This is a genomic window from Hungatella effluvii, assembly GCF_003201875.1.
GTDB classification, from domain to species: Bacteria; Bacillota; Clostridia; order Lachnospirales; family Lachnospiraceae; genus Hungatella; species Hungatella effluvii.
Map to the genome: position 1 here is coordinate 197,489 of NZ_QJKD01000006.1, position 24,199 is coordinate 221,687.

Annotated in this window: 21 protein-coding genes; 7 read left to right on the forward strand and 14 right to left on the reverse strand. The window is 50.6% G+C overall.

Translation table 11 applies throughout. The annotated features are described in order from the left end of the window. Nucleotides 1-99: 99 nt before the first annotated feature. The 3 genes from rpoZ to DFR60_RS13335 are packed head-to-tail and all read right to left on the reverse strand — an operon-like array spanning nucleotide 100 to nucleotide 1,925. Complete coding sequence (gene rpoZ, locus DFR60_RS13325; protein WP_110323322.1) at nucleotides 100-351, reverse strand: DNA-directed RNA polymerase subunit omega; 252 nt, start codon at nucleotides 349-351, stop codon at nucleotides 100-102. A gap of 23 nt (nucleotides 352-374) precedes the next feature. Beyond that, nucleotides 375-995 carry a guanylate kinase gene (gene gmk / locus DFR60_RS13330; RefSeq protein ID WP_029466287.1) on the reverse strand — a complete coding sequence of 207 codons (621 nt, stop codon included), beginning with the start codon at nucleotides 993-995 and terminating at the stop codon, nucleotides 375-377. A gap of 51 nt (nucleotides 996-1,046) precedes the next feature. Beyond that, complete coding sequence (locus tag DFR60_RS13335) at nucleotides 1,047-1,925, reverse strand: YicC/YloC family endoribonuclease (RefSeq protein ID WP_055652711.1); 879 nt, start codon at nucleotides 1,923-1,925, stop codon at nucleotides 1,047-1,049. Between the two features lie 207 nt (nucleotides 1,926-2,132). Between DFR60_RS13335 and DFR60_RS13340 the strand changes: the two genes are divergently transcribed. The 5 genes from DFR60_RS13340 (at nucleotide 2,133) to DFR60_RS13360 (ending at nucleotide 7,322) form a co-directional block, all read left to right on the forward strand. Next, the gene (locus DFR60_RS13340) at nucleotides 2,133-2,546 is read left to right on the forward strand and encodes a PH domain-containing protein (protein WP_055652710.1); all 414 of its coding nucleotides are present in this window, start codon (nucleotides 2,133-2,135) and stop codon (nucleotides 2,544-2,546) included. 67 nt (nucleotides 2,547-2,613) lie between these two features. Further along, nucleotides 2,614-4,371 (forward strand): Rqc2 family fibronectin-binding protein, encoded by a 1,758-nt coding sequence (locus tag DFR60_RS13345; protein ID WP_110323323.1) that lies wholly within the window; start codon nucleotides 2,614-2,616, stop codon nucleotides 4,369-4,371. 208 nt (nucleotides 4,372-4,579) lie between these two features. Then, nucleotides 4,580-5,494: a helix-turn-helix transcriptional regulator gene (locus DFR60_RS13350; protein WP_243005073.1), complete on the forward strand. Its 915-nt coding sequence runs from the start codon at nucleotides 4,580-4,582 to the stop codon at nucleotides 5,492-5,494. 113 nt (nucleotides 5,495-5,607) lie between these two features. Further along, nucleotides 5,608-6,456, forward strand: a complete 849-nt coding sequence (locus DFR60_RS13355; protein ID WP_110323325.1) for a prenyltransferase/squalene oxidase repeat-containing protein — start codon at nucleotides 5,608-5,610, stop codon at nucleotides 6,454-6,456. Continuing rightward, nucleotides 6,444-7,322: an MBL fold metallo-hydrolase gene (locus tag DFR60_RS13360; protein WP_110323326.1), complete on the forward strand. Its 879-nt coding sequence runs from the start codon at nucleotides 6,444-6,446 to the stop codon at nucleotides 7,320-7,322. Before DFR60_RS13355 ends, DFR60_RS13360 begins: the two co-directional genes overlap by 13 nt. A gap of 89 nt (nucleotides 7,323-7,411) precedes the next feature. On the opposite strand, the gene DFR60_RS13365 is transcribed toward DFR60_RS13360, so the two are convergent. The 5 genes from DFR60_RS13365 to DFR60_RS13385 all read right to left on the reverse strand — a co-directional run bounded on the left by DFR60_RS13365 (nucleotide 7,412) and on the right by DFR60_RS13385 (nucleotide 13,282). Next, nucleotides 7,412-8,824, reverse strand: coding sequence for a sulfatase family protein (locus tag DFR60_RS13365; protein ID WP_110323327.1), 1,413 nt, complete (start codon nucleotides 8,822-8,824; stop codon nucleotides 7,412-7,414). A gap of 16 nt (nucleotides 8,825-8,840) precedes the next feature. Beyond that, the gene (locus tag DFR60_RS13370) at nucleotides 8,841-10,019 is read right to left on the reverse strand and encodes a glycoside hydrolase family 88 protein (RefSeq protein WP_110323328.1); all 1,179 of its coding nucleotides are present in this window, start codon (nucleotides 10,017-10,019) and stop codon (nucleotides 8,841-8,843) included. A 31-nt stretch (nucleotides 10,020-10,050) separates the two neighbouring features. Then, on the reverse strand, nucleotides 10,051-10,878 hold the full coding sequence (locus tag DFR60_RS13375; RefSeq protein ID WP_110323329.1) for a carbohydrate ABC transporter permease: 828 nt from the start codon (nucleotides 10,876-10,878) through the stop codon (nucleotides 10,051-10,053). Nucleotides 10,879-10,892: 14 nt separating this feature from the next. After that, nucleotides 10,893-11,813 (reverse strand): carbohydrate ABC transporter permease, encoded by a 921-nt coding sequence (locus DFR60_RS13380; protein WP_055652704.1) that lies wholly within the window; start codon nucleotides 11,811-11,813, stop codon nucleotides 10,893-10,895. A gap of 101 nt (nucleotides 11,814-11,914) precedes the next feature. After that, a complete protein-coding gene (locus tag DFR60_RS13385) occupies nucleotides 11,915-13,282 on the reverse strand; it encodes an ABC transporter substrate-binding protein (protein ID WP_110323330.1) in 1,368 nt (455 codons plus the stop codon). Between the two features lie 256 nt (nucleotides 13,283-13,538). On the opposite strand from DFR60_RS13385, the gene DFR60_RS13390 reads away from it, so the two are divergent. Both DFR60_RS13390 and DFR60_RS13395 read left to right on the forward strand, forming a co-directional pair. Beyond that, nucleotides 13,539-15,344, forward strand: a complete 1,806-nt coding sequence (locus DFR60_RS13390; RefSeq protein ID WP_110323331.1) for a sensor histidine kinase — start codon at nucleotides 13,539-13,541, stop codon at nucleotides 15,342-15,344. Nucleotides 15,345-15,372: 28 nt separating this feature from the next. Continuing rightward, entirely contained in the window at nucleotides 15,373-16,977 is a 1,605-nt protein-coding gene (locus DFR60_RS13395; RefSeq protein ID WP_110323332.1) for a response regulator transcription factor, read from the forward strand. Nucleotides 16,978-17,105: 128 nt separating this feature from the next. On the opposite strand, the gene DFR60_RS13400 is transcribed toward DFR60_RS13395, so the two are convergent. The 6 genes from DFR60_RS13400 to DFR60_RS13425 form a co-directional block, all read right to left on the reverse strand. Continuing rightward, nucleotides 17,106-19,103, reverse strand: coding sequence for a M56 family metallopeptidase (locus DFR60_RS13400; RefSeq protein ID WP_110323333.1), 1,998 nt, complete (start codon nucleotides 19,101-19,103; stop codon nucleotides 17,106-17,108). Then, complete coding sequence (locus DFR60_RS13405) at nucleotides 19,103-19,489, reverse strand: BlaI/MecI/CopY family transcriptional regulator (RefSeq protein WP_002604190.1); 387 nt, start codon at nucleotides 19,487-19,489, stop codon at nucleotides 19,103-19,105. Before DFR60_RS13405 ends, DFR60_RS13400 begins: the two co-directional genes overlap by 1 nt. A gap of 155 nt (nucleotides 19,490-19,644) precedes the next feature. Continuing rightward, nucleotides 19,645-20,502, reverse strand: a complete 858-nt coding sequence (locus DFR60_RS13410; protein ID WP_110323334.1) for a nitroreductase family protein — start codon at nucleotides 20,500-20,502, stop codon at nucleotides 19,645-19,647. A 62-nt stretch (nucleotides 20,503-20,564) separates the two neighbouring features. After that, on the reverse strand, nucleotides 20,565-21,998 hold the full coding sequence (locus DFR60_RS13415) for a serine hydrolase (protein ID WP_110323335.1): 1,434 nt from the start codon (nucleotides 21,996-21,998) through the stop codon (nucleotides 20,565-20,567). A gap of 2 nt (nucleotides 21,999-22,000) precedes the next feature. After that, entirely contained in the window at nucleotides 22,001-22,750 is a 750-nt protein-coding gene (gene yaaA, locus DFR60_RS13420) for a peroxide stress protein YaaA (protein ID WP_110323336.1), read from the reverse strand. Nucleotides 22,751-22,782: 32 nt separating this feature from the next. Further along, nucleotides 22,783-24,114 carry an amidohydrolase gene (locus DFR60_RS13425; protein ID WP_110323337.1) on the reverse strand — a complete coding sequence of 444 codons (1,332 nt, stop codon included), beginning with the start codon at nucleotides 24,112-24,114 and terminating at the stop codon, nucleotides 22,783-22,785. Nucleotides 24,115-24,199 lie beyond the last annotated feature (85 nt).

Below are 24,199 nucleotides of genomic sequence, written 5' to 3' on the forward strand. Positions count from 1 at the left end.
TGTCGTCAATCGGCGTACTCCGTACGCCTCATTCCTCCGCCTTGCGCATGAAGCTTTATCCTGCATCATCTGTCCAAGTTGTTTCTTAACAGAGCCTTATCAATCGTCTTCTTCCGTTGCGTCCGCTTCGCTTAATATCTTTACATCGCCGTCATATAATTCTTCTACGGCAACGGAAAGCGGCTTCTTTCCGGCAATTGGAAGATCAGACTCGGCTCCTCCGATGATCTGTCTCGCTCTCTTTGCAGCGGCGATCACGATGGAATAGCGGCTCTGAACAACCGGCTGTTCTCCTGGCTCTACCTCACTGTTTACTACTTTAATTAAATCTGAATAAGATGGATGTAACATCTTTCATTCCCCTTTCCTGATAGCTATATATTCTTTAATTCTTCCCTGATCTGGGATAAAAATGCCAAATTATTTGAAACTCTGCTGTGCTGTACCGCAATCATCTTATGAAGCTGCTCTGTACAGGAGCTGATTTCATCATTGATTAAGATATAATCGTAGGAATCCATGCCCTCCGCCTCTTCCACTGCCCGGCGAAGTCTTGCATTGATCACATCCATGCTTTCCGTGCCTCTGCCGATCAGGCGTCTCTTTAATTCTTCCGCATTCGGCGGCATGACAAAGATCAGGATGGCTTCCGGGAAACGCTCCTTTACTTTCAAAGCGCCCTGAATCTCGATCTCTAAAAGCACGTCTTTTCCCTGTTCCATCTGGCTTAATACATACTCCTTCGGAGTTCCGTAGTAATGGTTGACATACTGCGCGTATTCGATCAGCGCATCCTGTTCCATCATCTCTTTAAAGCGGTCTTCCGTCACAAAAAAATATTCCCGTCCATCCACTTCTCCCTCTCTGGGATTCCTGGTGGTAGCGGATATGGATAACGCATAATTGTCATACTTCTCTAGCAGAGCCTTCATAAGGGTGCCTTTTCCGGCGCCTGAAAATCCCGATATGACTGCCAGCACACCATGTTCGTTCATAAGTTTCCACCTCGTTATGAGCACTTAGCGCCTGTACTTAGCGTCTGTACTCTATTCTATGTTCTGAATCTGCTCCCTTACCTTCTCGATCTCGGTCTTCAGCGCAATGGCCTTATCCGAAATCTCCAAATCATTGGCCTTCGATAAAATGGTGTTGGCCTCCCGGTTCATCTCCTGGGCAATGAAATCCAGTTTTCTTCCCACGCTGCCGCCGGCTTCCAGCTCCGCCTTCGTATTCTCAATGTGGCTTCTCAGACGTACGGTCTCTTCATCCACACAGATCTTATCGGCAAAGATCGTCACCTCTGTGGCGATTCTTCCTTCATCAATGGTCGTATTGGAAAGCAGTTCTTTTACCTTGTCTTCCAGCTTGGTGCGGTACTCCTCCATAATCCGCGGGGAGCGCTCCTCGATAAAATCCACAAGACTGGTCATGAAGTTTAACTTGCCCTGTAAATCAGCCTTTAGATTCTCACCCTCCGTGACTCTGGTCTCAACAAACCGTCTGGCGGCCTCTTCAACTGTCTCGGACAGAAGCTTCCACATGTGTTCCTCATCTTCCGGAACCTCCTCCATCGAGAGAACTTCCGGACATCTGGAAAGTGTGGATACTGTCACATCATTTCGTATACCAAACTGAGTCTCCATCCTGGCAAAATAATCCATATATTCGGCGGCAAGCGCGCTGTTATACTTCAAGCACAGCTTGTTCTCCGTGTAGTCTTCATAAGTAATAAATACGTCGACTTTTCCGCGCTGGATATAATTCTTCAGCAGATTCCGGATTCCGGCTTCAAAAAAATTGAACTTCTTTGGCATCTTGATGCTTAAATCCAGGTATCTGTGATTGACCGCCTTCATCTCGACGGAAATCTTATATTCATCCGTGACGGTTTCGAATCTTCCAAAACCTGTCATGCTTTTTATCATTCCTTGTGCCTTCCTTTCGCCATAGATACCATCCATTATAAGTCATAATAAAAAACAAGTCAAATAGTTTTCTGGACCGCTCGCCGCCTGTGGCTCCGCAGTCCGGTTGGCCACAGGCGGGGAGTGAACTGTTACAACTGGACGAAAGGTGTATTCCATAGTATAATATAGCCAGTTTCATTCAGTCAGTTAAAAAGGAGAACAGATATGAAGAAGGAAAGTATGATCTGGTACGATAGAAAGCGCCTCTGGTGCGGACTCCCATGGACCTTTACGAAATATGGAATGGACGAGGGCCGCCTTTTTGTAGAGACCGGCTTCTTAAATACGAAGGAAGAGGAGGTTCGCCTCTACCGTATTTTAAATATCAGTCTGAGCAAAAATATCATCCAGAGGATTTTCGGACTGGGTACGATTCACATTGACAGCACGGATCTGGATTTAAAGTGTTTAAGAATTACCAATATTAAAGACAGCGACCACGTAAAGGAGATGCTCTCTGAGAAGGTGGAGGAAGAACGCTTAAGGAACCGTGTCAGCGCCAGGGAATTCATGAATCACGGCGAGGACGGCGACGATACAGAGGCAGACTTAGACTCGTTCGAAGGACATGAACATTAGACGGACATGGATATTAGACAGAGATGGATATTAGAAGACATGAACATGGAAGGATCGAGGTACAGCAATGGCATTAGACGGAACTGTAATGGCCAGTCTCACAGCAGAAATCGGTAATCGGCTGGAGGGCGGAAAGATTGCGAAGATCGCCCAGCCGGAAAAGGATGAACTGCTGTTTACAGTCAAAAATCAAAAAAACACATGGCGCCTGCTCATATCGGCAAGCGCCAGTCTTCCGCTTCTCTACTTTACGGAGCAGAACAAGCAGAGCCCTATGACAGCGCCCAATTTCTGTATGCTTTTAAGAAAGCATATTGGAAACGGCCGTATCATGAGGGTCAGCCAGCCGGGGCTGGAGCGAATCATCTGCCTGGAGATCGAGCATCTCGACGAATTGGGGGACAAGCGGATCAAGAAACTCTACATCGAGATCATGGGCAAGCACAGCAACATTATCTTCTGCAATGACGAAGACATGATTCTCGACAGCATCAAGCATATTTCGGCCCAGGTCAGCTCCGTTCGTGAGGTTCTGCCCGGACGGCCCTATTTTATCCCGCAGACCGTGGAGAAAAAAGACCCGCTCACCATATCGGAGGCTGAATTTATGGAACTGATCGGCCACACGGCCGCGCCGATACAGAAAGCGCTTTATATGAAGCTGACAGGCATCAGCCCGATCGTCGGTACGGAGCTCTGCCATCTGGCATCCATCGACGGCGATGTGTCAGCCAATGAACTGTCGGAAGCGGAGCTCATCCATCTCTGCCATATGTTTTCCCTGATGATGGACGACGTGAAAAGCCGCAGCTTCACCCCGAACATTATTTATTACCAGAACGAGCCGGTGGAATTTTCCGCTCTTCCGCTTACCTGTTTTGAAGGAGAAAAGTACCAGGCCGTAACCTACGATTCCATCAGCACGCTGCTGGAGGAATACTATGCGTCCCGGAACATCTTAACGAGAATCCGCCAGAAGTCCGTAGACCTGCGGAAAATCGTCCAGACTGCTCTGGAGCGAAACTATAAAAAGTATGATCTTCAGATGAAGCAGCTAAAAGATACGGAAAAACGCGATAAATACAAGGTCTACGGTGAACTGCTCAACACTTACGGCTATGAGCTGGAGGGCGGCGAGAAAAAGCTCACCTGCTTAAACTATTATACGAACGAGGAAATCACTATCCCGCTGGATGACCAGCTGTCGGCCCGGGAAAATTCTCAGAAGTTCTTTGATAAATACAACAAACTGAAGCGGACGTACGAGGCCCTGTCAGAACAGACCCTGGAAACAAAACGGGAAATCGATCACCTGGAATCGGTCAGTGCCGCGCTCGATATCGCGCTGAAGGAAGAAGATCTCGTTCAGATCAAAGAAGAACTGATGGAGTACGGTTACATCAAGCACAGGCGCGCCGGAGACAAAAAACCGAAAATCACCAGCCGTCCGTTTCATTATATTACCTCAGACGGATTCCACGTCTACGTCGGCAAGAACAACTATCAGAACGACGAACTCACCTTCAAGCTGGCGAATGGCGGCGACTGGTGGTTCCACGCAAAAGGCATTCCCGGCTCCCACGTCATAGTAAAGACGGAGGGAAAAGAGCTGCCCGACCACGTATTTGAGGAGGCCGGCGCCCTGGCCGCTTACTACTCCAAGGGCCGGGAGAACGAGAAGGTGGAGATCGACTACATTCAGAGAAAGCATATCCGGAAAGTGGCCGGTGCTGCGCCGGGATTCGTCATTTACCACACGAATTACTCGCTGGTGGCCGAGCCGAAGCTACTCCTCGAGGAAATCAGCGAAAAAAAGAATTCCTGATCCGGGAGATAATTTTATACAGATAAGAATTTGCCCATTTCACACAGGCGGCAGCATAGAATCAGGCCGTCCTGGAGGAGATGGGCGTTTTTTCGTGTAATACGCTGAAGCGGTTGCGCTCCGGCGCGCGAGTCCGGCTTACCGGTCTCTTTGTGAAAGAATAAACTTGACATGGAATGTCGTATTTCGTATGATAAAGCCACTGGAGGTGAACCGTTTGAAGAGTGACCGCATGTTTGGAATTCTGTGTATTCTTCTGGAACGGGAGAATGTGACCGTAAGAGAGCTGGCCGGATATTTTGAGGTGTCCACACGCACGATTCACAGGGATTTGCTGGATTTATCCGCTTCCGGATTTCCTGTGGTGACGAGACAGGGAGTCGGCGGCGGTGTCTCCCTCCTGCCGAATTTCCGCTATAATAAATCGGCGCTCAGCGAAGATGATATGAAAGTGATACTGGCCGGCATCGAGGGGCTGGCCACCATCGATGACAGCGCGCGGATGAAGACGCTGCTGGCGAAGCTCCGCTTCAGCGACGGCAATCGGCTGCTGCTGGAAAATGACATCATTCTGGATTTTACTTCCTGGAATCAGAACAGCTCATTCCTATCCAGGATCGGGATGCTGCGGAGAGCGATCGCCGGGCATTTTATCGTGGAAATGGGTTACTGCAGCCCCAGCGGCACGGTGACGAGACGCGTCGAGCCGTATAAGCTGATTTTCAAACAAGAGACGTGGTACCTGCTGGCCTTCTGTCTACTGAGACAGGAATTTCGCATGTTCCGCCTGAGCCGGATTACGGATTTAGAGGTCAGTGATTCCGTTTTTGATGAACGGAGAGATTATGAGATTCCTTCAATGGAAAGCCATTTTGTCAACGGTGGAGGCCAGGCGGTCACCGTAAAAATGGACCATTCTCTTGAATTTCTGGCGATTGATTTCTTTGGCCGCGAAAATCTGGTTTACCGGGAGAACGATATTGTTGTTACATTTCTCACCGGGAGGCCGGAATGGGTTCTGAGCACTTTTTCCGGATTTGGAAACAAAGCCGAGATTCTGGCGCCGGACAGTCTCCGGCAGGAAATGATACATTATCTGGAGCAGATGGCAGCATTATATTAGATGGATAACGTGAAATATGACAGGACGCTGTCATATTTAAACGGTTATACTCGTATCAGAAATATCTGAATGTTCTCAGACATTTACAGAATGAAATCGATTGGAGGTACCGTATGGCAGTTGATAAAAAATATGAGGCGGACGTGGCCGCGATCCTCTCCCACCGCTACGACCAGGGAGGCACGCTGTGGGACACACCGGATCACCGCCTGCAGAAAGGGGCGCCGTTTTCCACTCTGGACTGTGTGAGCTATCTTCTGGAACTTGGTATGGACCCGGAAGAACCCATATTAAAGGAGGCCGCAGATCTGATACTCAGCGCATGGCAGGAGGATGGCCGTATCAGGCTTTACCCGAAGGGAAGTATTTATCCCTGTCATACGGCCTGTGCGGCGCAGGTGCTCTGCCATCTGGGATATGCAAATGACGAGCGGCTGCAGACAACATTCCGTTATTTTCTGGATACCCAGTATTCCGACGGCGGCTGGCGATGCAGGAAATTCTCCTTCGGACACGGTCCTGAGACGGAATACTCCAATCCGCATCCGACGCTTCTGGCGCTCGATGCCTTCCGCTTCAGCGATTATTTAAACCGGGAACCTGCACTGGACCGGGCGGTGGAGTTTTTACTGGAACACTGGACGATCAAGAAGCCCATCGGCCCATGCCACTATGGAATCGGAACGCTGTTCATGCAGGTGGAGTATCCGTTCCGGAACTATAATCTTTTTGAATACGTCTATATCCTCTCCTTCTATGACCGCGCCAGAAAGGATCCCCGTTTCCTGGAGGCATTTTACGAGCTGGAGGCGAGAACGGTAAACGGGCAGATCGTGGTGGAACGGGTCGTGCCGAAACTGGCTAAGCTCACCTTCTGTAAAAAGGGGGAGCCAAGCGAACTTGGGACAAAGCGTTTTTTGGAAATAAAAGATCATTGGAGGAAGATGCCATGTACGAATTGATTCCGGTTACAGAACAGAGCTACTATATTCAAAATCCCTCAAAAATCGGACTGGTCAGGTTAAATGATACCGACGTGTGTCTGATAGACAGCGGTAACGATAAAGACGCCGGGCGTAAAGTGCGTCAGATTCTGGAAGCCCATTGCTGGCGTCTGACTGCCATTTACAATACGCATGCGAACGCCGATCATATTGGCGGAAACAAATATCTTCAGGGGCAGACCGGATGCAGCGTCTACGTTCCGGAGATCAACCGTGAATTTACAAAGCATCCGGTGTTAGAGCCGGCGTTCCTTTATGGAGGATTTCCGCCGGAAGACCTGCGTCACAAGTTCCTTATGGCACAGGAAAGCGACGCGTCGCTTCTGACTGAGGACACGCTGCCCGAGGGCTTTGAGATCATTCCTCTGCCGGGACATTACTTCGACATGGTGGGATTTCGCACTCCGGACGACGTGGTCTTTCTGGCCGACTGCTTATCCAGCCGGCAGACACTGGACAAATACCAGATCAGCTTCATTTACGATGTGGCTGCGTACTTAAAGACGCTGGAGATGGTGAAGTCCTTAAGCGGGAAAATGTTTGTTCCCGCCCACGCGGAGGCCGTGGAAGACATAGCGCCCCTTGCACAGTACAACATCGATAAAGTATGGGAAACAGCAGAAAAAATCACGTTTCTCTGCAGAGAGGCGCTCGGCTTCGAGGATCTGATGCAGAAGCTGTTTACAGAATACGGTCTGGCTATGAATTTCGAGCAGTACGTTCTCGTAGGCAGCACTGTCCGCTCCTATCTTGCGTGGTTAAAGGATACGGGCAGAATCACGGTCTCATTCGATCAGAACAGGATGCGTTGGACAACCATCTAAAAATATCCCCGCCCTTTCGATTTGCTTTACAGCTGGCCGAAAGGGCGGGGATATTTTTATTTATTTTTCTTTTCCTGCACTGTATCGTCTCAGAATCTGTCCCACAGAAACGGGTCCTCTGTCAACTCCAGATAATGCTTCAGCCGTTCCCGAAATGCCAGGATCCGCGCATCTGCACAGTCCTTTTCCACTTCCAGCGGATTCATTTCATACGGGTCAAGCTCTCTGTCATAGAGAAGCTCTCTCTGCGGCTCATCGGGGGTGTAGCCATTGGTGATGACGTAGGTATACCGTTTGTTCCTGATTCCGCGCCAGCCATAGGCTTTGTGCGTCAGACCGCGCTTCGAAAATGCAGCAACCATGTCCGCGCCTCCGGGATAGGAACAGATCAGCATATCTTCCGGTTCACCGGATACTGCACTGCCGGTCTCTGCCGGAGTCGTGGTCAAGCTTCCTGCGTGGCTGTAACCCTCGCACGTCTCCGGCACCTCCAGATCCAGAAGCTCCAGAAGCGTTGGCATGTGGTCGGGACTTGCGAAGATCGCCTCATTCTTTCCGGGCTCCAGTCTTCCCTTCTGCCGGAAAATGAGCGGAATGTGAAGCGCCTCATCGTACCAGATGTTCTTGCTCATAAGTCCGTGAGACCCCAGCATCTCCCCGTGATCGGCGGACAGCACCACCAGAGTGTTTTCCTCCATGCCGTTTTCCTTAAGCCAGGTCAGGATTCTGCCAAACTGCTCATCGATTCCATGAACCGCGGCAAAATACTGGCGTGTCTGCGTCTCTAAGAGACCGCCCTCTTCCCGCATGGATTCCGGCACATTGGGACGGTAGTGAACCTTTAAATCCTTAAACTTTTCATAATAGCGCTCCGGCACCAGCTCATAAGGCAGGTGCGGCGGATTATAGGATACAAACAGTGCGAACGGTTCGTCTTCATCCTTCTTCTGATCCATATATTCGATGGCTTTGTCGGTCTCGTATTCTGCGGACCATTTGCCGGGCCTGATCTGAGTCTCATCATTCAGCCAGTAGTGGGGATCGAGATGATCGTCGCACGCTCCGTAGGACAGGAAATAATCGAAGCCCTGTCTTCTCTCTCCCGGCGGCGTATACGCGTCCCACTCCCTGGCGCCGGACTTCGGATGCGGATTAAAATTGAGCTCCGACGCATCCAGATGCCATTTGCCGATATAACCTGTCGCGAAGCCCGCGTCTTTTAAAACATTGGCGATACAGGTCTCCTGGGGCTTCAGCATGATCTTCTCTTCCAGGCCGATCTTGCAGTTCGTCCACATTCCCACGCGGAACGGGTATTTGCCCGTCATGAGAGAAGCCCGGTGCGGGGAACATAAGGGAAAGGTGCTGTACGCATTGGTACAGCAGACACTTTCCTCTGAAAAACGGTCGATATTCGGCGTTACTGCCTGATCGCTTCCGAGAGCGCCTATGGCCTCGGCGCGCCATTGGTCCGCGAAGACATACAAAAGATTGGTTTTCATCGATGTCTCATCTCCTTTACCAGTATAACTTCCAATCCCTCGAAAGCCGGGTCAGGGCTTCCATATAGAAATAATCTCCCCATGTATTGCATTCATCCACACCGCGGTTCGTGCAGGTATTCTCCTTGGAATCCCGTGCATACGTACCGTGGAGCAGCAGTCCGTTGGATTTCGTGATGTCCGTATTGGCGCAGTGATCCACGAGGGCCTTAAGCATACGGTCCGCGGCCGTTAAATAGCGGTCGGCCTTCTCCTGATCTAAATACTTCGCCATCTCCAGAATTCCGCAGACAGCGATGGCCGACGCGGAGGAATCCCTCGGTTCTGTGCTTCCCGTGTCGAAATCAAAATCCCAGTAGGGAACGAGATCTTCCGGCAGATGTTCGATGAAGTAGTCTGTAACACGGCAGAATAAATCGATGTATTCCGGGTTCTTTAAATAGCGGTAGCTGAGGGCGATCCCGTAGACGCCCCATGCCTGGCCTCTCGCCCATGCGGAACCGTTCCGGTTGCCCTGATGGGTTACGCCGTAAGTGGGCTCTCCCGTCTCCACATCGAAGAAATGGGTATGGTAGGTGGAATTATCGGGTCTCAGGATGCATTTCATGGCGGTTTTGATGTGATGCTCCGCCTTCTGTGCATAGGACTCATCTCCGGTAACCTCCGTCGCCCAGTAAAGGATAGGAAGGTTTAACAGACAGTCGATGATCAGCCGGTACTCCTTAGGCTCTCCCGGATTTCCCCAGGCCTGAAGGAAGTTCCCTTTCTCCCTGTAGCGCTCCGCCAGATGATCGGCCGCCAGAAGCGCCGCCTTTTTTGCGTGCTCATTGCCGGTCAGCTTGTAAGCCGCCACACAGGACAGGCTGTATAAGAAGCCCATGTCGTGGTGGTTTACGTCGATTTTCTTTTCGATTCGCTCTAAAAAGCTTTCCACCTGAACGTCGGCCGCTTTTTTAAATGCCTCGTCCCCGGTATGCTCATAGGCCAGCCAGATCGAGCCGGTCCAGAATCCGGTGGTCCATTCCACATTTTCCGTCGGCTCATAGAAGCCGCCGAAGCTGTTGGAGGACTGAAATTTTTCTGTAAATACCGGAAGGTTTTCCCGGATAACAGCTACGGCGCCGTTAAGCGCCGTAGTTGTCATCCCCTCTTCCATGCCCGGATAATTCCGGATTGTGTTAAGGGTCTGTGCCATAATCAATTCTCCTTATTCTTTTCCTTTCATTTTACCCCTTAATTCCGCTGGCTGCAACGCCTTCCACGAAGAACTTCTGACAGCTTAAGAATACGATGACAACCGGGATCAGGGAACAGACGGAAGCCGCCATGATCCATGCATAGTCAGCGCCATACTGGGAAATAAACATACGGATACCTAACTGAATCGTCTTTAATTCCTTTGTCTTTAAGTAAATGAGGGGACCCATAAAGTCGTTCCACACATTGGTGAAGGTGAAGATCGTCAAGGTCGCCATCGCCGGTTTTCCCAGCGGAAGAACGATTCTTGAGAAGATGCCGAATTCATTTAAACCATCGATTCTGGCGGCCTCGCAGAGCTCATCCGGGATACTGATATAGAACTGACGGATTAAGAATACGCCGAAGGCGGAGAATGCCTGCATCAGGATCAGTCCGATATGAGTATCATTTAAGCCCATCTTGGAGATCAGAATGAACTGAGGAATCATGTATACCTGCCACGGAACTGCAATGGTGGTAACATACATCAGGAAAATCAAGTCTCTTCCCTTGAATTTCGTCTTTGTGAAGCCGTAAGCCGCAAGACAGCTGGTGAACAGCTGGATTACAGTGGTACAGATTGTCAGCTTCGCAGTATTTAAGAAGAAGGTCGTAAGCGGAAGCTTTTTCCAGATAATCTGGTAATTGTTCCAGTGTATGGTATCCGGCCACCATTTCATGGGAATGGAGAATACGTCCTTGTTAAGCTTTAAGGAGGAAATCACCATCCAGTAGAAAGGAACCAGCATGAATAAGGACAGTAAAACTAATAAAATATAGATCAAACCTTTGTATGATTTCTGTTTTGTCTGCATACCGTTTCCCTCCTTTACATTAAGTCCTGAGACCATTTTTTCTCACCGGCGAACTGTACGAGCGTGATGACAAGTACAACGGCGAAGAGAATGATCGCGCCTGCGCTTGCCGGCCCCAGCTGCCAGCTGGTAAATGCTTTTTCATAGATGTAGTTGACCAGGGTCTTGGTCGCATTGCCAGGGCCGCCGCCGGTCATAACGTATACTAAGTCGAATACCTTGAAGCACTGGATCGTCAGCATGATCAGGACGAAGAATGTGGTAGGTGTCAGCATCGGAATCGTAATGTAGCGAAGCTTCTGCCAGCCGTTGGCTCCATCGATGCTGGCCGCTTCGTAGAGGGAGCTTGAGATTCCCTGAAGGGCTGCTAAGTAAACGATCATATAATACCCCATGTATTTCCAGATACTGACGATGGAAATGGCCACCATGGCCCAGTTCACATCGACCACCCAGCGGGGCGGATTGGCAATTCCTATGAATTTCAGGAATTCATTGACCGGTCCGAAATCCGGCTGAAACAGCATGTTCCAGACTGCTCCCACCGCCACGATGGAGGCGATATATGGGAAATAGATTGCCGTACGGAAAATGGCGATTCCTTTCAGCTTATTGTTTAAAAGAACGGCCAAAAGCAGAGAAAGCACCAGGGTCGGAAGGACCGTCATGAGTGCATACTCGATGGTGTTCCAGAAGGACTTCATGAATATTTCGTCTTTAAAGATCTGAGCGAAATTGGCAAGCCCGACAAACTCCATGGGAGCCTGGGAGGCATCCCATTTCATAACACTTAATACAAAAGAAAAACATACGGGAATGAAGATGAAAATCGCGTAACCGATCAGATTCGGCAGTATGAACGCGTAACCGACCATATTGTCGCGGATCACTCGTTTCTGACGCGAGGAAAAACCTTTCTTTTTTTTCTCTTCCATTTATTATACCTCCTGGCTTCTGCACTTTTTCCCATAAGAAAGAGCGCTCACTATAATAAGTTTACAGAGGCGCTCTTTCTGTCATGGGAACCTGTTAATAATTAGTTCCAGCCCTTTATTTCTGCTACACGTTTGTTCAGTTCTGCAATACCATCATCGATGGAGTAAGCCTTGATCATGATCATCTCATGTACTTCGTCTAATGGCTTACGGATCTCTTCGATCTGAGGATCAAGAGGACGGTCAAATGCGTAATGTGTATAAGTTAAAGCTTCCTTGTTGCTGTCGCCTTCCGGGAAATACTCTGCGGATGCGATGGTGTTGATGGATTCGTCTGTCTGGATACCTGTGAATACGCCCTGCTCAGCAAGAATGTTGGCTGCTTCTTCAGAGGATGCAAACTTTACGAAATCCCATGCTAAATCTTTCTGATCTGTGTAAGCGCTGATTCCGATTGGTGTTAAAGCACCTACGGTGTAGCCGGATTCTGTATCTTCCGGATGAGGAATTCTTGCTACGCCCCAGTTAAAGTCTGTCTCGCCTTCTGCCTGAGCCTGCATCATGGTTGCGATGAACCAGCTGCCCATCGGCATCATGGCACACTGCTGATTTTTAAATACAGATGAGTAATGAATGTTGGCTGTCTTTAATGTGGAGTAGTCCTGCATATAACCATTTTCCTGTAATGCAAGTGCTTCCTCATAATATGGCTTTAAGAAGGAGTAATCTTTCTCAACAACGGTGTGCTTTCCGTCCTGAACAGCCCAGTTGGTAACGAGTGCCTGCCATGTATGATCATGTGTTCCGTATACTTTGGCGCTGCCCTCGCCGGAGGTCATCTTTGCTGCCAGTTCATCGTATTCGCTCCATGTCATATCATTAGAAGGATATTCAACGCCTGCTGCGTCGAATAAATCTTTGTTATAATATAATACGTACCAGTCTGAACGGTATGGAAGTCCGTAGGTAGTGTCGTTGTACATTAACTGCTCTGCCGCACCGCTGTATACGGATAAGTCCAGGTTGTCCGCCTTGATCATCTCATCTAACGGAAGCAGCTGGCCCTTGTCTGCCATCTGAAGCATGGAGCCCATGTCCTTTACCCAGATAACGTCCGGATCGGCCTGAGCAGCGGATAAGCTGATTCCCAGGGAGTTGTTGTACTCGTCTGCGGAAGTGTCGATTACCTTGATCTCTACGTTTGGATTCTTTGCTTCATATGCTTTTACTACTGCGGAGAACTGCGGGGTTGTGTCGTAATCCCATGTGGTTACAGAAAGAACCTGCTTCTCACCGCTTGCGGCCGCTGTGGTCTCTTCCTTGCTCTCAGCTCCTGCCGCTGTTGTGGTCTCTTCCTTCGCTGTCGTCTCAGGTGCCTTTGTTGCTGTGTCCTTGCTTCCGCATGCTGCGAGTGATGTGCATACCATACCGGCTGCAAGTGTCAGTGCTGCAACTCTCTTTAACTTCATGTTAAAACCTCCCTATTCTTGAATCACAATTGTTTGTGTTCCTTTGATGACATAAGAATACCAGATTTTCCCCTTCCGTTAAATTAACGATTTTTATAATTCTGTTACTATTTTTCTGATTTGGGAAAATGGAAAAGAGAAAAAATATATTATTTACAGATTCTTGTATTTTTTTCATATCAGGCCTTTCTGGCAATTGAAATCCTGCTGTTTTATTAGTATGATATCCATAAGAATGTGGAGAAAGGGATGGAATATGAATAAAGAAGAGAGACAGAAAAACGGGAAAATGCAGAAGACATTTCAGAAAAAACTGATCTTATATAATATGCTGGTCATCATCTGTATCGCGAGCGCGGTAAGCTTCTATAACTATCGCTCCTATTGCCAGGATGTCATCATCAGCGAGACTAATAACTCCGCAAACCGTGTCCGCACCCTGTCTGAACGCCTGCAGGTTGCATACGATGAGATGGTGAATATCGTATTAAACTGCGCGGAGCGCAAGTCGCTGTTCTTCGCCACCACGCTGGACAGCCCAAACAAGCCTTATAATACCTCCATGGCCGTCTACGCCTCCGATGTGCTCCGGGATTTCTGTGCCATCTCCGGTTACAGCAGGTACATCAATAAAATCGTTCTCTACCATAACGGTCTCGTCCTTCAGGCCGGGAATTCCTTCGGCGCGTCCATGGATGTGGAAAACATCATGAAAGCCCCATGGTTTTCCTCCCTTTTATACAGAGAGAACGCTCAATATACCCTCTCGCTGGAGGACAATCCGTTCAAGTCCGGCAAAGGCCGGTCCACAGTATCGAAGCTTCTTCCGCTTCTCCGGCCCCTCCAGTACAGCGCACGCAACAAGCCGGAAGAATCCTGGGTCTTTTTAGGGATCGCGCCCACCCTGTTCTCCGACACGTTAAAAAGTCTGCCTTCGGATGTCCTCGTATACGCGGTCACCGAGGGCGGGGATATCATCGCCTCCACCGACAGAGAACAGGAATTTGATACTTCCCCTATTATTTCCAGCCTCCTGGCTTCCAAAGAGCAGGAAGGCAATTACCAGATGAAGCTCCATCACGAAAACTGTGTGATTACCTATACGAAGCAGCCGGTCAGCGGCCTGCTTTTCTTTGAAATCCGGCCAGAGAGCCGGATGCAGCTGGATCACGGCGTCATCAGGAGAACCGTTCTGATCATATTTTTCTTCTGCATCGCCATCGGGCTCACTCTCTCACTTCTGATCTCCCGCCAGTTAGGCGCGCCCATCAGCCGTCTGACGAAGCGCCTGGAGCTGATATCAAAGGGAGATTTCGAACCGGATCACTCCATTGAGACGGACGATGAGATCGGTATGATCGGGCGGCAGATCAATCAGATGTCGGGACGCATCTCCAACCTTTTAGAGACCAGGGTGGAAAGTGAAAAAGAAAAAAAGGATCTGGAAATCAAGATGCTGCAGGCGCAGATCAATCCCCATTTCCTCTATAATACACTGGATTCCATCAAATGGATCGCCACCATGCAGAAAAACAGCGGAATCGTGTCCGTAGTCACGGCCCTCTCCTCGCTGTTAAAGAACATGGCGAAGGGCTTCAACGAGAAGGTCACGCTTCGTCAGGAGTTGGATTTTCTTCAAAATTATGTTATTATTGAGAAGATTCGGTATATTGAACTGTTTGATATCGACATTATTGTCGATCAGGAGGAACTCTACGACGCGAGGATCATCAAGCTGACGCTGCAGCCCATTGTGGAAAACGCCATCTTCAGCGGTATTGAGCCCAGCGGGCGCACCGGTCTCATCACGATCCGCGTATGGGTCAAGGCCGGCGTCCTGCACATATCCGTCACGGACAACGGCATCGGTATTTCTCCGGAAAACATTGAAAAACTGCTGACCGATACATCCAGAATTACCCGCAGCAACATGAGCGGCATCGGTCTTCCCAATGTAGACCGCAGGTTTAAACTGGTCTATGGCGAGGATTACGGCCTTACGATTGAAAGTGTAGTTGATCAGTATACCACTATTACCATAACGCTGCCGCTGGAATTTTAGAGGCTGGCCGCAGGGAGGAAAGTAAAATATGTACAGAGTTATTATCGTGGACGATGAACCGCTCATCCTGGCTGGTATTGCATCTCTTATCACCTGGGAGGAGTATGACTGTACCATCATCGGCAAGGCCACCAACGGCCCGTCCGCTTTCGATATGATCATGGAACTGAAGCCGGATATTGTCATCACCGATATCCGGATGCCAGTGTTAAACGGACTGGAGCTGGTGGAGAAATGCAAGGACGAAGGCTGTACCTTCTCCTTCATCGTGCTGACGAATTTAGAGGAGTTTCATCTCGTTCGGAAGGCGCTCTCTCTGGGGGCCTCCGACTATCTCGTCAAGCTGGATTTGAATGAGGAAGCGCTTGCCGCCTCCCTGGCGCGGGCCAAAGACGCCTGCGAACTGCTTGTAAGCCAGAAGCAGCATCAGCTGCTGAATGATCTGATAAAAGACAATCAGGAGAATTTGTCAAAGAACTATTTAAGCCAGCTTCTGCTGTCCGGGAACGCCCCGGAAGTGCCGGATAAGGTGAAGGAGGAGTATCCGGAACCATTTCTTCTCCTCTTCTCCATAAGCCCTATCAATATCGCGTTTGAGACGGATGACGATCCTTACGATTTCCATCAGATCAGCAAACAGCTGATGGACATCCTGGGCGGAATCGCCACCAGAACCTTCCTGCGCCACACGCTTCTGGAGTTCCGGACGGATACGTACTTACTGGCCGCTTCCTTAAAGGATGGCGATGTATTTGAGACGGTTGTATCGGAGTTCTGTCAGAAGATGGCGGTGGCTCTAAAGACGTATTTCGAGTTCAGCGCCGTATTCGGTGTGAGTACAAGGAAAACGGAGATTCCGCTTCTCACGGAGGCGCTGGCGGAGGCGCAGACCGCGCTGGAAGTCTACTATTTCGAGTCCAGCTCTCCGGTGGTCTTCTACCAGGGGCAGAGGTATCACATGAGCCGGGCAAAGGATTTCAATATCAATATTTTCAAAAAAGATTTATCCGCCGCGATCGCGCAGAATGACAGCGATAAGCTGGCGGCCGTCTTTGAACAGATCATCACCCTGTTTAAGGAAAACCAGCCGGGCAAGGAGCAGGCGGCCAGCGCATGCATCAACCTCTATACGTATCTGTATTCCTATTTTGAGAGCGCGGACAACAGCTACGGCGATATCTTTCCTTACGCCATCAATGTGGCGGGCCGGCTCTATCAGTTTAACAGCCTGGCCGATATACTGACATGGCTTCAAAGCTTTTGCAGCAAGCTCTGCCGCCTGTTGAATGACCGCAAATCCACCCGTTCCGACAAGCTGGTGGAGCAGGCCAGGGCCTATGTGGACGAGCATTATATGGAAAAGCTGACCCTGGCCGATATCGCGGACAGTCTGAATATCAGCGCCGGCCATTTGAGCAATACCTTCAAAAAGCTGACCGGCAGCACCCTGTCCGATTATATCGCCACGGTGAAAATCGAACATGCCAAGGAACTGATCGATACCCACCAGTATCTGATGTACGAGATTTCAGATATGCTGGGGTTCGACAACCCCTATTATTTCAGCAAGGTATTTAAGAAGGTGACGGGAATCTCGCCCAGAGAACATGAAAACAGGACGCCTGCCTCGTAAAAACCGGCTCATAAAACCTGTCTCATAAAACGGCGGGGGCGTCTCCGGTACCATACGTTTGCAGTATGGACTGGAGACGCCCCCGCTTTTTCTAGCACAGCGTTGCATAAGTTCCGGTGAATTCTGCACTAGAGGTCGTCGTCAGCGCCTGGGATCAGGAACAGGAAACTCTTCTTCCCTTCCTTGTAGGCCCGTTGGGCCAATTCCTCACACTGATAGGAGTTTAAGGCTTTTACGGCGATCGCGAAAACCTGCTCCCGTCCGTCTTCGTAGGCTCTGTATGCGTATTTTATCTGGTTTTCCCCGGGGAGATCTGAAAACAGGATGGAAAAGAAAGCGATTTTTTCATCTTGATACGCCTGCTCTCCTGTCTCTTTTAAGAGATCCCCGTCTGCCTCATTAACGAGAATGCTGAAAAATGCGATCTGGTCATCCTGATAGGCTTTTTTCAGATACTGGCGCCTCTCCTCTGTCGTCAGAAATTCATCTGACAGGCTGAAACAGGGGATATTCTTCTCCCGATAAGCCCGGTCGATCATCGTGTTCTGCGTCTTCTTCGATGCTTTTTCCAGCACAGCAGAATAGTAGTCTATCTTATTTCCCTCATAAAATTTAACGGCCAGCTCATCGTATGTCTCCTGGTAGGGACCGTCCACTCCCACCACGACCGGATTCGTCATGATGAAGTTTGTGACCCACTGATTGGTGGAAATCTCTTCTGTCCTGCGTTCCTCCAGAATGGCCAGACGAATGGCTTCCAGAACCTCCGGATCATCCGCATACTGTTTCATCTCTTCGATAAAGGACACCGTATATACGTCTCCAGCCGTGACCTGGCGGGTTGTCTGATACAGGGAGGAATCGTTGTTCCACGCCAGACGGATTCCGTACTTGTTTACGAAAAAGCCTGTGACTTTAAAGCTGTGCCGCCATTTTTTGCTTTCGGGATTCGCCGAATCGTTGAGCCAGGCATCCGTTCTCTCTGAACTTTTTTGCACCTGCAGGCCCGTCGTCTCCTGCGCTCCTGCTGAAAAACCGCCGAGGGCCAGAAGTGAACCGGTTAAAAGTGCGGTTATCATGAGCGATGCCATCTTTTGAATTCTTGTGGTCTTTCTTGTCTTCATAACAGCCTCCAGTCTTTCTTTAAGCATATGGGTATTTTCACAGAGCGGCATGGAAACCGCGTGTCCGGCCGTTCCGGTTCCCTTCAAAGAGAAAAGGAGCGTATCGCCGTAGGCCATCCGCTGTTCCGCGGACAGGCCGGAAATCGCTTTCTCGTCGCAGGAAAGCTCACACGCGTGATCACATTCCCGGCGCATAAAATAGACGAGCGGGTTAAACCAGTGGATGGAGACAGCAAGCTGGATCATCCATTTATAGAGAATATCCTTCCGCCTGTAGTGAATCAGCTCGTGGCGGAAGATATCGTATAGCTCAGACGGCATAAGGTCGATCTCCGGAAGCAGAATGCAGGGCTTTAAAATCCCCGCCAGCATGGGAGAAAACGTTTCTTTGCAGTAATACACCGGGATCCTGCGCCGAATCTTCAATTCCAGCGCCACACTGCGGCAGATTCCGGCGGCCGCAGTGTCTTCTGCAGACACAGAGACCGACCGGAGAAGCTTTAAGCATCTGCGGTACGCGAAGATCTGGCGGCAGAAAATCAGCAGCGCGGGGATAGACCAGATGACCCACAGGAAGGAAAACGCCCGTGAGCCGACGGCGGCCATTGTAACAGGATTACTGGAAGGCTTCTCCGGCCCGGGATCGTCTGCCATGAACGGTTCTTCCGGATCAGACATCTCGTCATCGGGCTGTGCGTAGCCATCATCCATCGGAGAAATGGGAAACGTAGAAACCGGAACCGGAGAAATCTGATCTTCCGGAGCCATGATGGCAGAGATGCCTGCAGCCAGACACTCCGAACCCCACTCGGCGGCGCGGCCGATCATGCCGGGAGCCGGGGATAATGGAATCAGCAGTCTCACCACGGCCAGCAGCCAGATATAGTACTGCCATGTCTTGCTGAACCGGCGTTTCCACAGCGGCCGGCACAGGAGCAGTACGGCGATAATGACAGAGGCTGATAAAGAAACGGATAAGTAGAGGTAAAAAAGCTTCTGCATCAGGATTCCTCCTTACACTTCTCCCAGAACCGCTGCAGTTCATCCGCCGCTTCGGAGTCCAGCTGCTCCTGACCAAACAGGGAGGTGAGCAGATGCTTGACGCTGCCGTCGAAATATTCCCGTACAAACGTGTGGGCCTGCCCTGACAGATACTCTTCTCTCGTCACCGCGGCCGTATATTCGCTCATTCTGCCGCGGCGGGTGGAAATGATAAATCCCTTTTCAATTAGACGGGTGATAAAGGTGCGAATCGTGGTCCGCTTCCAGCCCCGCCCGTTCTCTTCTGCTTTTTCTAACAGCTCGGCGATATAAATGGATCCGCCGCTATTCCAGATAATTTCCATAATTTCTTTTTCCGCATCGGACATTCCCTGTATCTCTTCCATAATGGCACCTCTTTTTTATTACATGATGTAGTCATATCTTGATATTACATCATGTAGTCATTAATGTCAACACCATTGTGGAAAATAACGGCCGGATGCATAAAAGGCCGGGACGCACAATAAGCGTCCCGGCCTGCTGAAATCATTGATATCTGTTACAGACTGCAGTATCCGACGATCTCACAGTCTGCCGGCAGTTCATACCCGTTCAGACTGCCGATGGCCCACTCTGTCGGGAATGGACGGCGCTCGTCGAGAACCGCCGCAAAATTCAGCATGACAGCTCCACAGTTTAATCTGGCGTCGAGTTCTCCGGTCATGGAGTCCATCATCTTCACCAGGATTGCTTTTCCGTCTGCCAGAAGGAGGCGGAAGGACTGGCGGTTTAAAAAGGTAGGCGCGTAGCTTGCCGCATATAATGCCTCTCTGAGACCGTCGTCGATATACATCTCATCTAAATCGGCTTCTTTTCCCCATACATCGCCGTATACCATCTGTGCAAGTGAAATCTTCGGGGCAAGATGGCCCTCTCTCGTGATGACATCCACATCGGAAATACTTCTGATATGCAGTCTCGTTAAGCTTCTCTCTTTTTTTCCATAACCAAAGGCTGTGACGGCCGCCACCTTTTTGCCGTCCCCGATCTTTAACGCCGCCCGGAGCGCCGGATCGTCGTCAACCGTCAGCCAGCAGCTGTCGAGTCCCATGTCGGTCATGTGAAGAATCATATCTTCATTCATATAGCCGGCGTTTTCAAGATATCCCGGCTTCACTTCCGACAGGAGAAGCAGGTAGGCCGGCGCCTCGAACGTAAGGCCTTCGTATCCGGCATTCCCCTGAAGCTGGGCGCATTCTGATCCATCGAGTATAATCATGTCTGTGCTGATATCTGGTACAAGACGCCTGCATTCTGCGAAACATTTTGTGAGTGCTGCTTTCAGTTCCCCGGATACTGGTTTGTCCGTAAATTCTCTGATTGATTTTCTGGCTTCCGCCGCTTTTCTGTAATCCATATTGCCCTCCTTGTTTTGTCATTCTTTTTTTATTATAACACTGCCCTTCCTGTCGGGCAAGACTAATGCCTGCGCTTCTTTCCGGAAGAGCCCTTACGTTTGGCAAGCAGGGCCTCGAATTCTTCCGCCGAACAGCCGGATTCCTGCATCCACTGCTCTCTGCGGTGTTTTCTCACGGCAGCGACTCTCGCCTCCCTGATTTTCTGCCTCTTTAAGAAGAACAGAATACCACATGCGACGGCGGCCAGTGCAGCGGCAGCTCCGGCAGCCAGGAGCCAGCCGCGGGACAGATTCATCAGGAAACGCCCGCTGGGGGCGGCCTGGTCTGACAGGCCTTCCGGAACGGCGGATCTGGTGAGACGGCTCCTGACCGCGGGATTTGGGGTGATCCAGGCGTGGCCGACCGTCCGCTCTCCGTATAAGTAATTGACCGTGACCACGGTTCCCGACGGAGTCAGGGACGTCTCATCATAGCTCACAATGGGAACGACGGCAGACAGATCCGCCTCCTTCGGCAGCACGATCCGGCTGTTCTGGTTCAGCAGAAGAAGCGACTGATCCGTATTGGAATCCGAGTAGGTCAGATGATTCTCCGGTACGAGACTGCCTTCATAGTCGGTAAGCTTCATGGACTGAAAGCGGCTGAAACCGAAATCCAGCAGCTTTTTCGTATCGGTATAATGTGTCTGATGGCCGTTTAAAATGACAGCGATCAGCGTCATATCGTCTTTCTTTGCATAGGTCACCAGCGTATTGCCGGCCAGCGAAGTAAATCCGGTTTTCCCGCCGAAAACCCTGGAATCATAGGCGGCATCGTTCTTCTTAAGCATCTTGTGACCCGGTGAGATCGTCTGTCCCTCGGGAGCCTTCTGGGAGGGCGGAATCTTATAGACTCTCGTTCCCATGATTTCAACGATCTCGGGATAATTCAGCGCCGCCCGGGCGATCAAGGCCATATCGTAGGCCGTCGTGTAATGCTCCGGATCATTCAAACCGCTGGGATTAACGAAATTAGACCCGGTACAGCCAAGTGCCTCTGCCTTTTGATTCATCAGCTTTGCAAATTCTTCCGTGCTTCCGGCCGCATGCTCAGCCAGCGCATTGGCCACCTCATTGGCAGAATGCAGGATCAGGCCGTACAGGCTGTCCTTCACCGACATCCGGTCGCCTGTATCCATGCTCAGGCTCTTGCTCCCCTGTTCCACGTTGTAGACCGCATTCTGTGAGAATTCCACCGTTTCATCCAGTTTACAGCGGTCCAGCACTACCTGGGCCGTCAGAAGCTTCGTGATGCTGGCCGGATAATACGCCTCGTTGATATTCTTTCCATAAAGGATCGTTCCGGTCTCCGCGTCCATCAGGATTCCGCCATCCGCCTCGATGGCCACCTCGGACGGCCAGTCTGCCGCCCCGTACGCTGTCATGGGCATGAGGCTCGCAAATACCACTGCCAGACAGAGTACTAAATAACTCCAAATGTTCTTTTTAGGCCGCATAATCAAGTCTCCTGAACATAAACATATTCATTTTCCAAGGAATATTCTTCCCGGTAACGGTATCCTAATGCATGAAATTTCTTTAGCTCTTCGGCGGTCCTTACGCCGTTTGCGGCCATGAACCGCACCATCTCGCCCCTCGCCATCTTCGCGGCGGTCGCTCTCACACGGACCTTTCCCTCCTGCTCTGTGCCGAAGACACAGGTGATGAAGGTGTCGGAAGCTGTAAGCCAGGGTTCCACCGCGCGGCTGTACTCTTTCGATGCAAGATTGACAATCACACCATCCTCATCTGCCGTCAGCTCCTCATAGATCCGGTTTCCCCAGAAACCATACAAATCTTTCTTTCCATCGACCGGAAGTCTGGCCTGCATCTCCAGCCTGTATGGAACAACACCGTCACATGCCTTTAAAACGCCGTAAAATCCGCTGAGTATCCGTAAATGTTCCTTCACATAGTCCCACTGGGAACCGGTGAAAATATCGGGAGCCATGGACTGGTACTGGAGGCCGACATAAGCCAGTATGGCCGGTGTCAGGCTCCTCTCTAAATCCATTGTCTGGTAACGCTCGTAGTTCTGCCTTGTGATCGCGTCATTGGCGCCGAACAGCTTCTTCAGCTGCTCCATGGAATACGCCTTTAAAATATCGTGAAGCCGTTTTGCATCCTCTAAAAAAACAGGCATGCCCGTCTCTTCCATGATGTCTGTCTGTACCCGCATCTTCTTGGCCGGGGATATGATAATTTTCATTCGTATTCTCCTTGTTGTATAGTCGTAACTATTCAGCCGTGCAGCGGCTCATCCCGCAGTAAATCGTAAGCAATGGCAGAAAATACCCGTATTCCTTCTTCCAGCACTTTTTCGTCGAAATCGAAATCCGCCGTGTGCTGCGGTGCTTCCATGGCCGTTATATTCCGCATGCAGATGGCCTGGCCGCCATGAGATTGAACACGGTTCATCATCAGGGATATGTCCTCACTGCCCCAGTTTCTGGCGCAGCGCACACTGCTGACCCGGATATCGGGAAGCTCCCGCTCAATAACCGCAGCGGCCCTGTCTGCCAGCGTCAAATCGCTGTGGTGGGAATCGGCGGCGCCCATGCAGATCATCTCACAGGTACAGCCGTACATGGCCGCAGCCGCCTCACAGACGCGTCTGGCGTTCTCTGCCATATACTCGTTGATCTCAGTCGTCTCCCCCCGCAGTTCTATCTCCATTTTTGCGTAATCGGGGATAACATTTCTTCCGGTGCCTGCGTGAAGCGTCCCCACATTGACCCTGCTGGCGCCTTCGCTGTGACGCGGAATAGCCGCTAACCCCATCGCCGCGCAGGCCGCCGCCAGAAGGGCGTTTCGTCCCTTTTCAGGGAAGCCGCCCGCATGAGCCGGTGCACCGCGGTAGATGACGTCGTACTTGGTGGTCGCAAGGGAGCCATAGGTCGCCGGAGTCACCGCTCCGTCATCGGGGCCATCCAAAGGCGCAAGATGCGTTCCGACGAAATAATCCACATCGTCCAAATGGCCTTTGGAAACGATGGCTCTGGCTCCCCGCACGCCTTCTTCAGCGGGCTGAAAGATCAGTTTTACCGTTCCGTGCAGATGTTCCCGTAAATTCATGAGAACTTCTGCCACGCCGAGGCCGATGGCGGTATGGCCGTCGTGGCCGCAGGCGTGCATGACGCCGGAACACCGTGATGCAAAGTCCTCCCGCGCCGGTCTGTGGCAGGCGTTCTCATCCTCCAGGACGCCGAGGGCGTCGATATCAAACCGGAGGGCGCATACGGGGCCCTGCCCACAGCGCAGGATTCCGATTACCCCTGTATATCCTGCCTCCATCTCCTCTGTCAGGTATGTAAGGGGCGTATCCCAGCTTTCCCTGACCAGCTTTGTGTGCTCCCGCCGTGCCTCTTCGGATGGAAGGCCCATTCTGGCTCTGTCATCCACCACCTGGCGGCCAGTCAGCACTTCATAGCCCAGATTCGTTAAAATCCCGGCGATGACGGCAGAGGTGCGCATCTCCAGCCAGCCCGTCTCCGGGTGCCGGTGCAGGTCTCTTCTTAGCGCCACGCTTTTCTCATAAAGTTCTTTTGCCATAACTGTTATCTGATCGTACATCTATCTTCATCTCTCTTCTTTCGTATTTAGCAGTTCCCTAAAAGTTTAACATAGGAAACATGGAAAAGCAATTGAAGGAACTTCC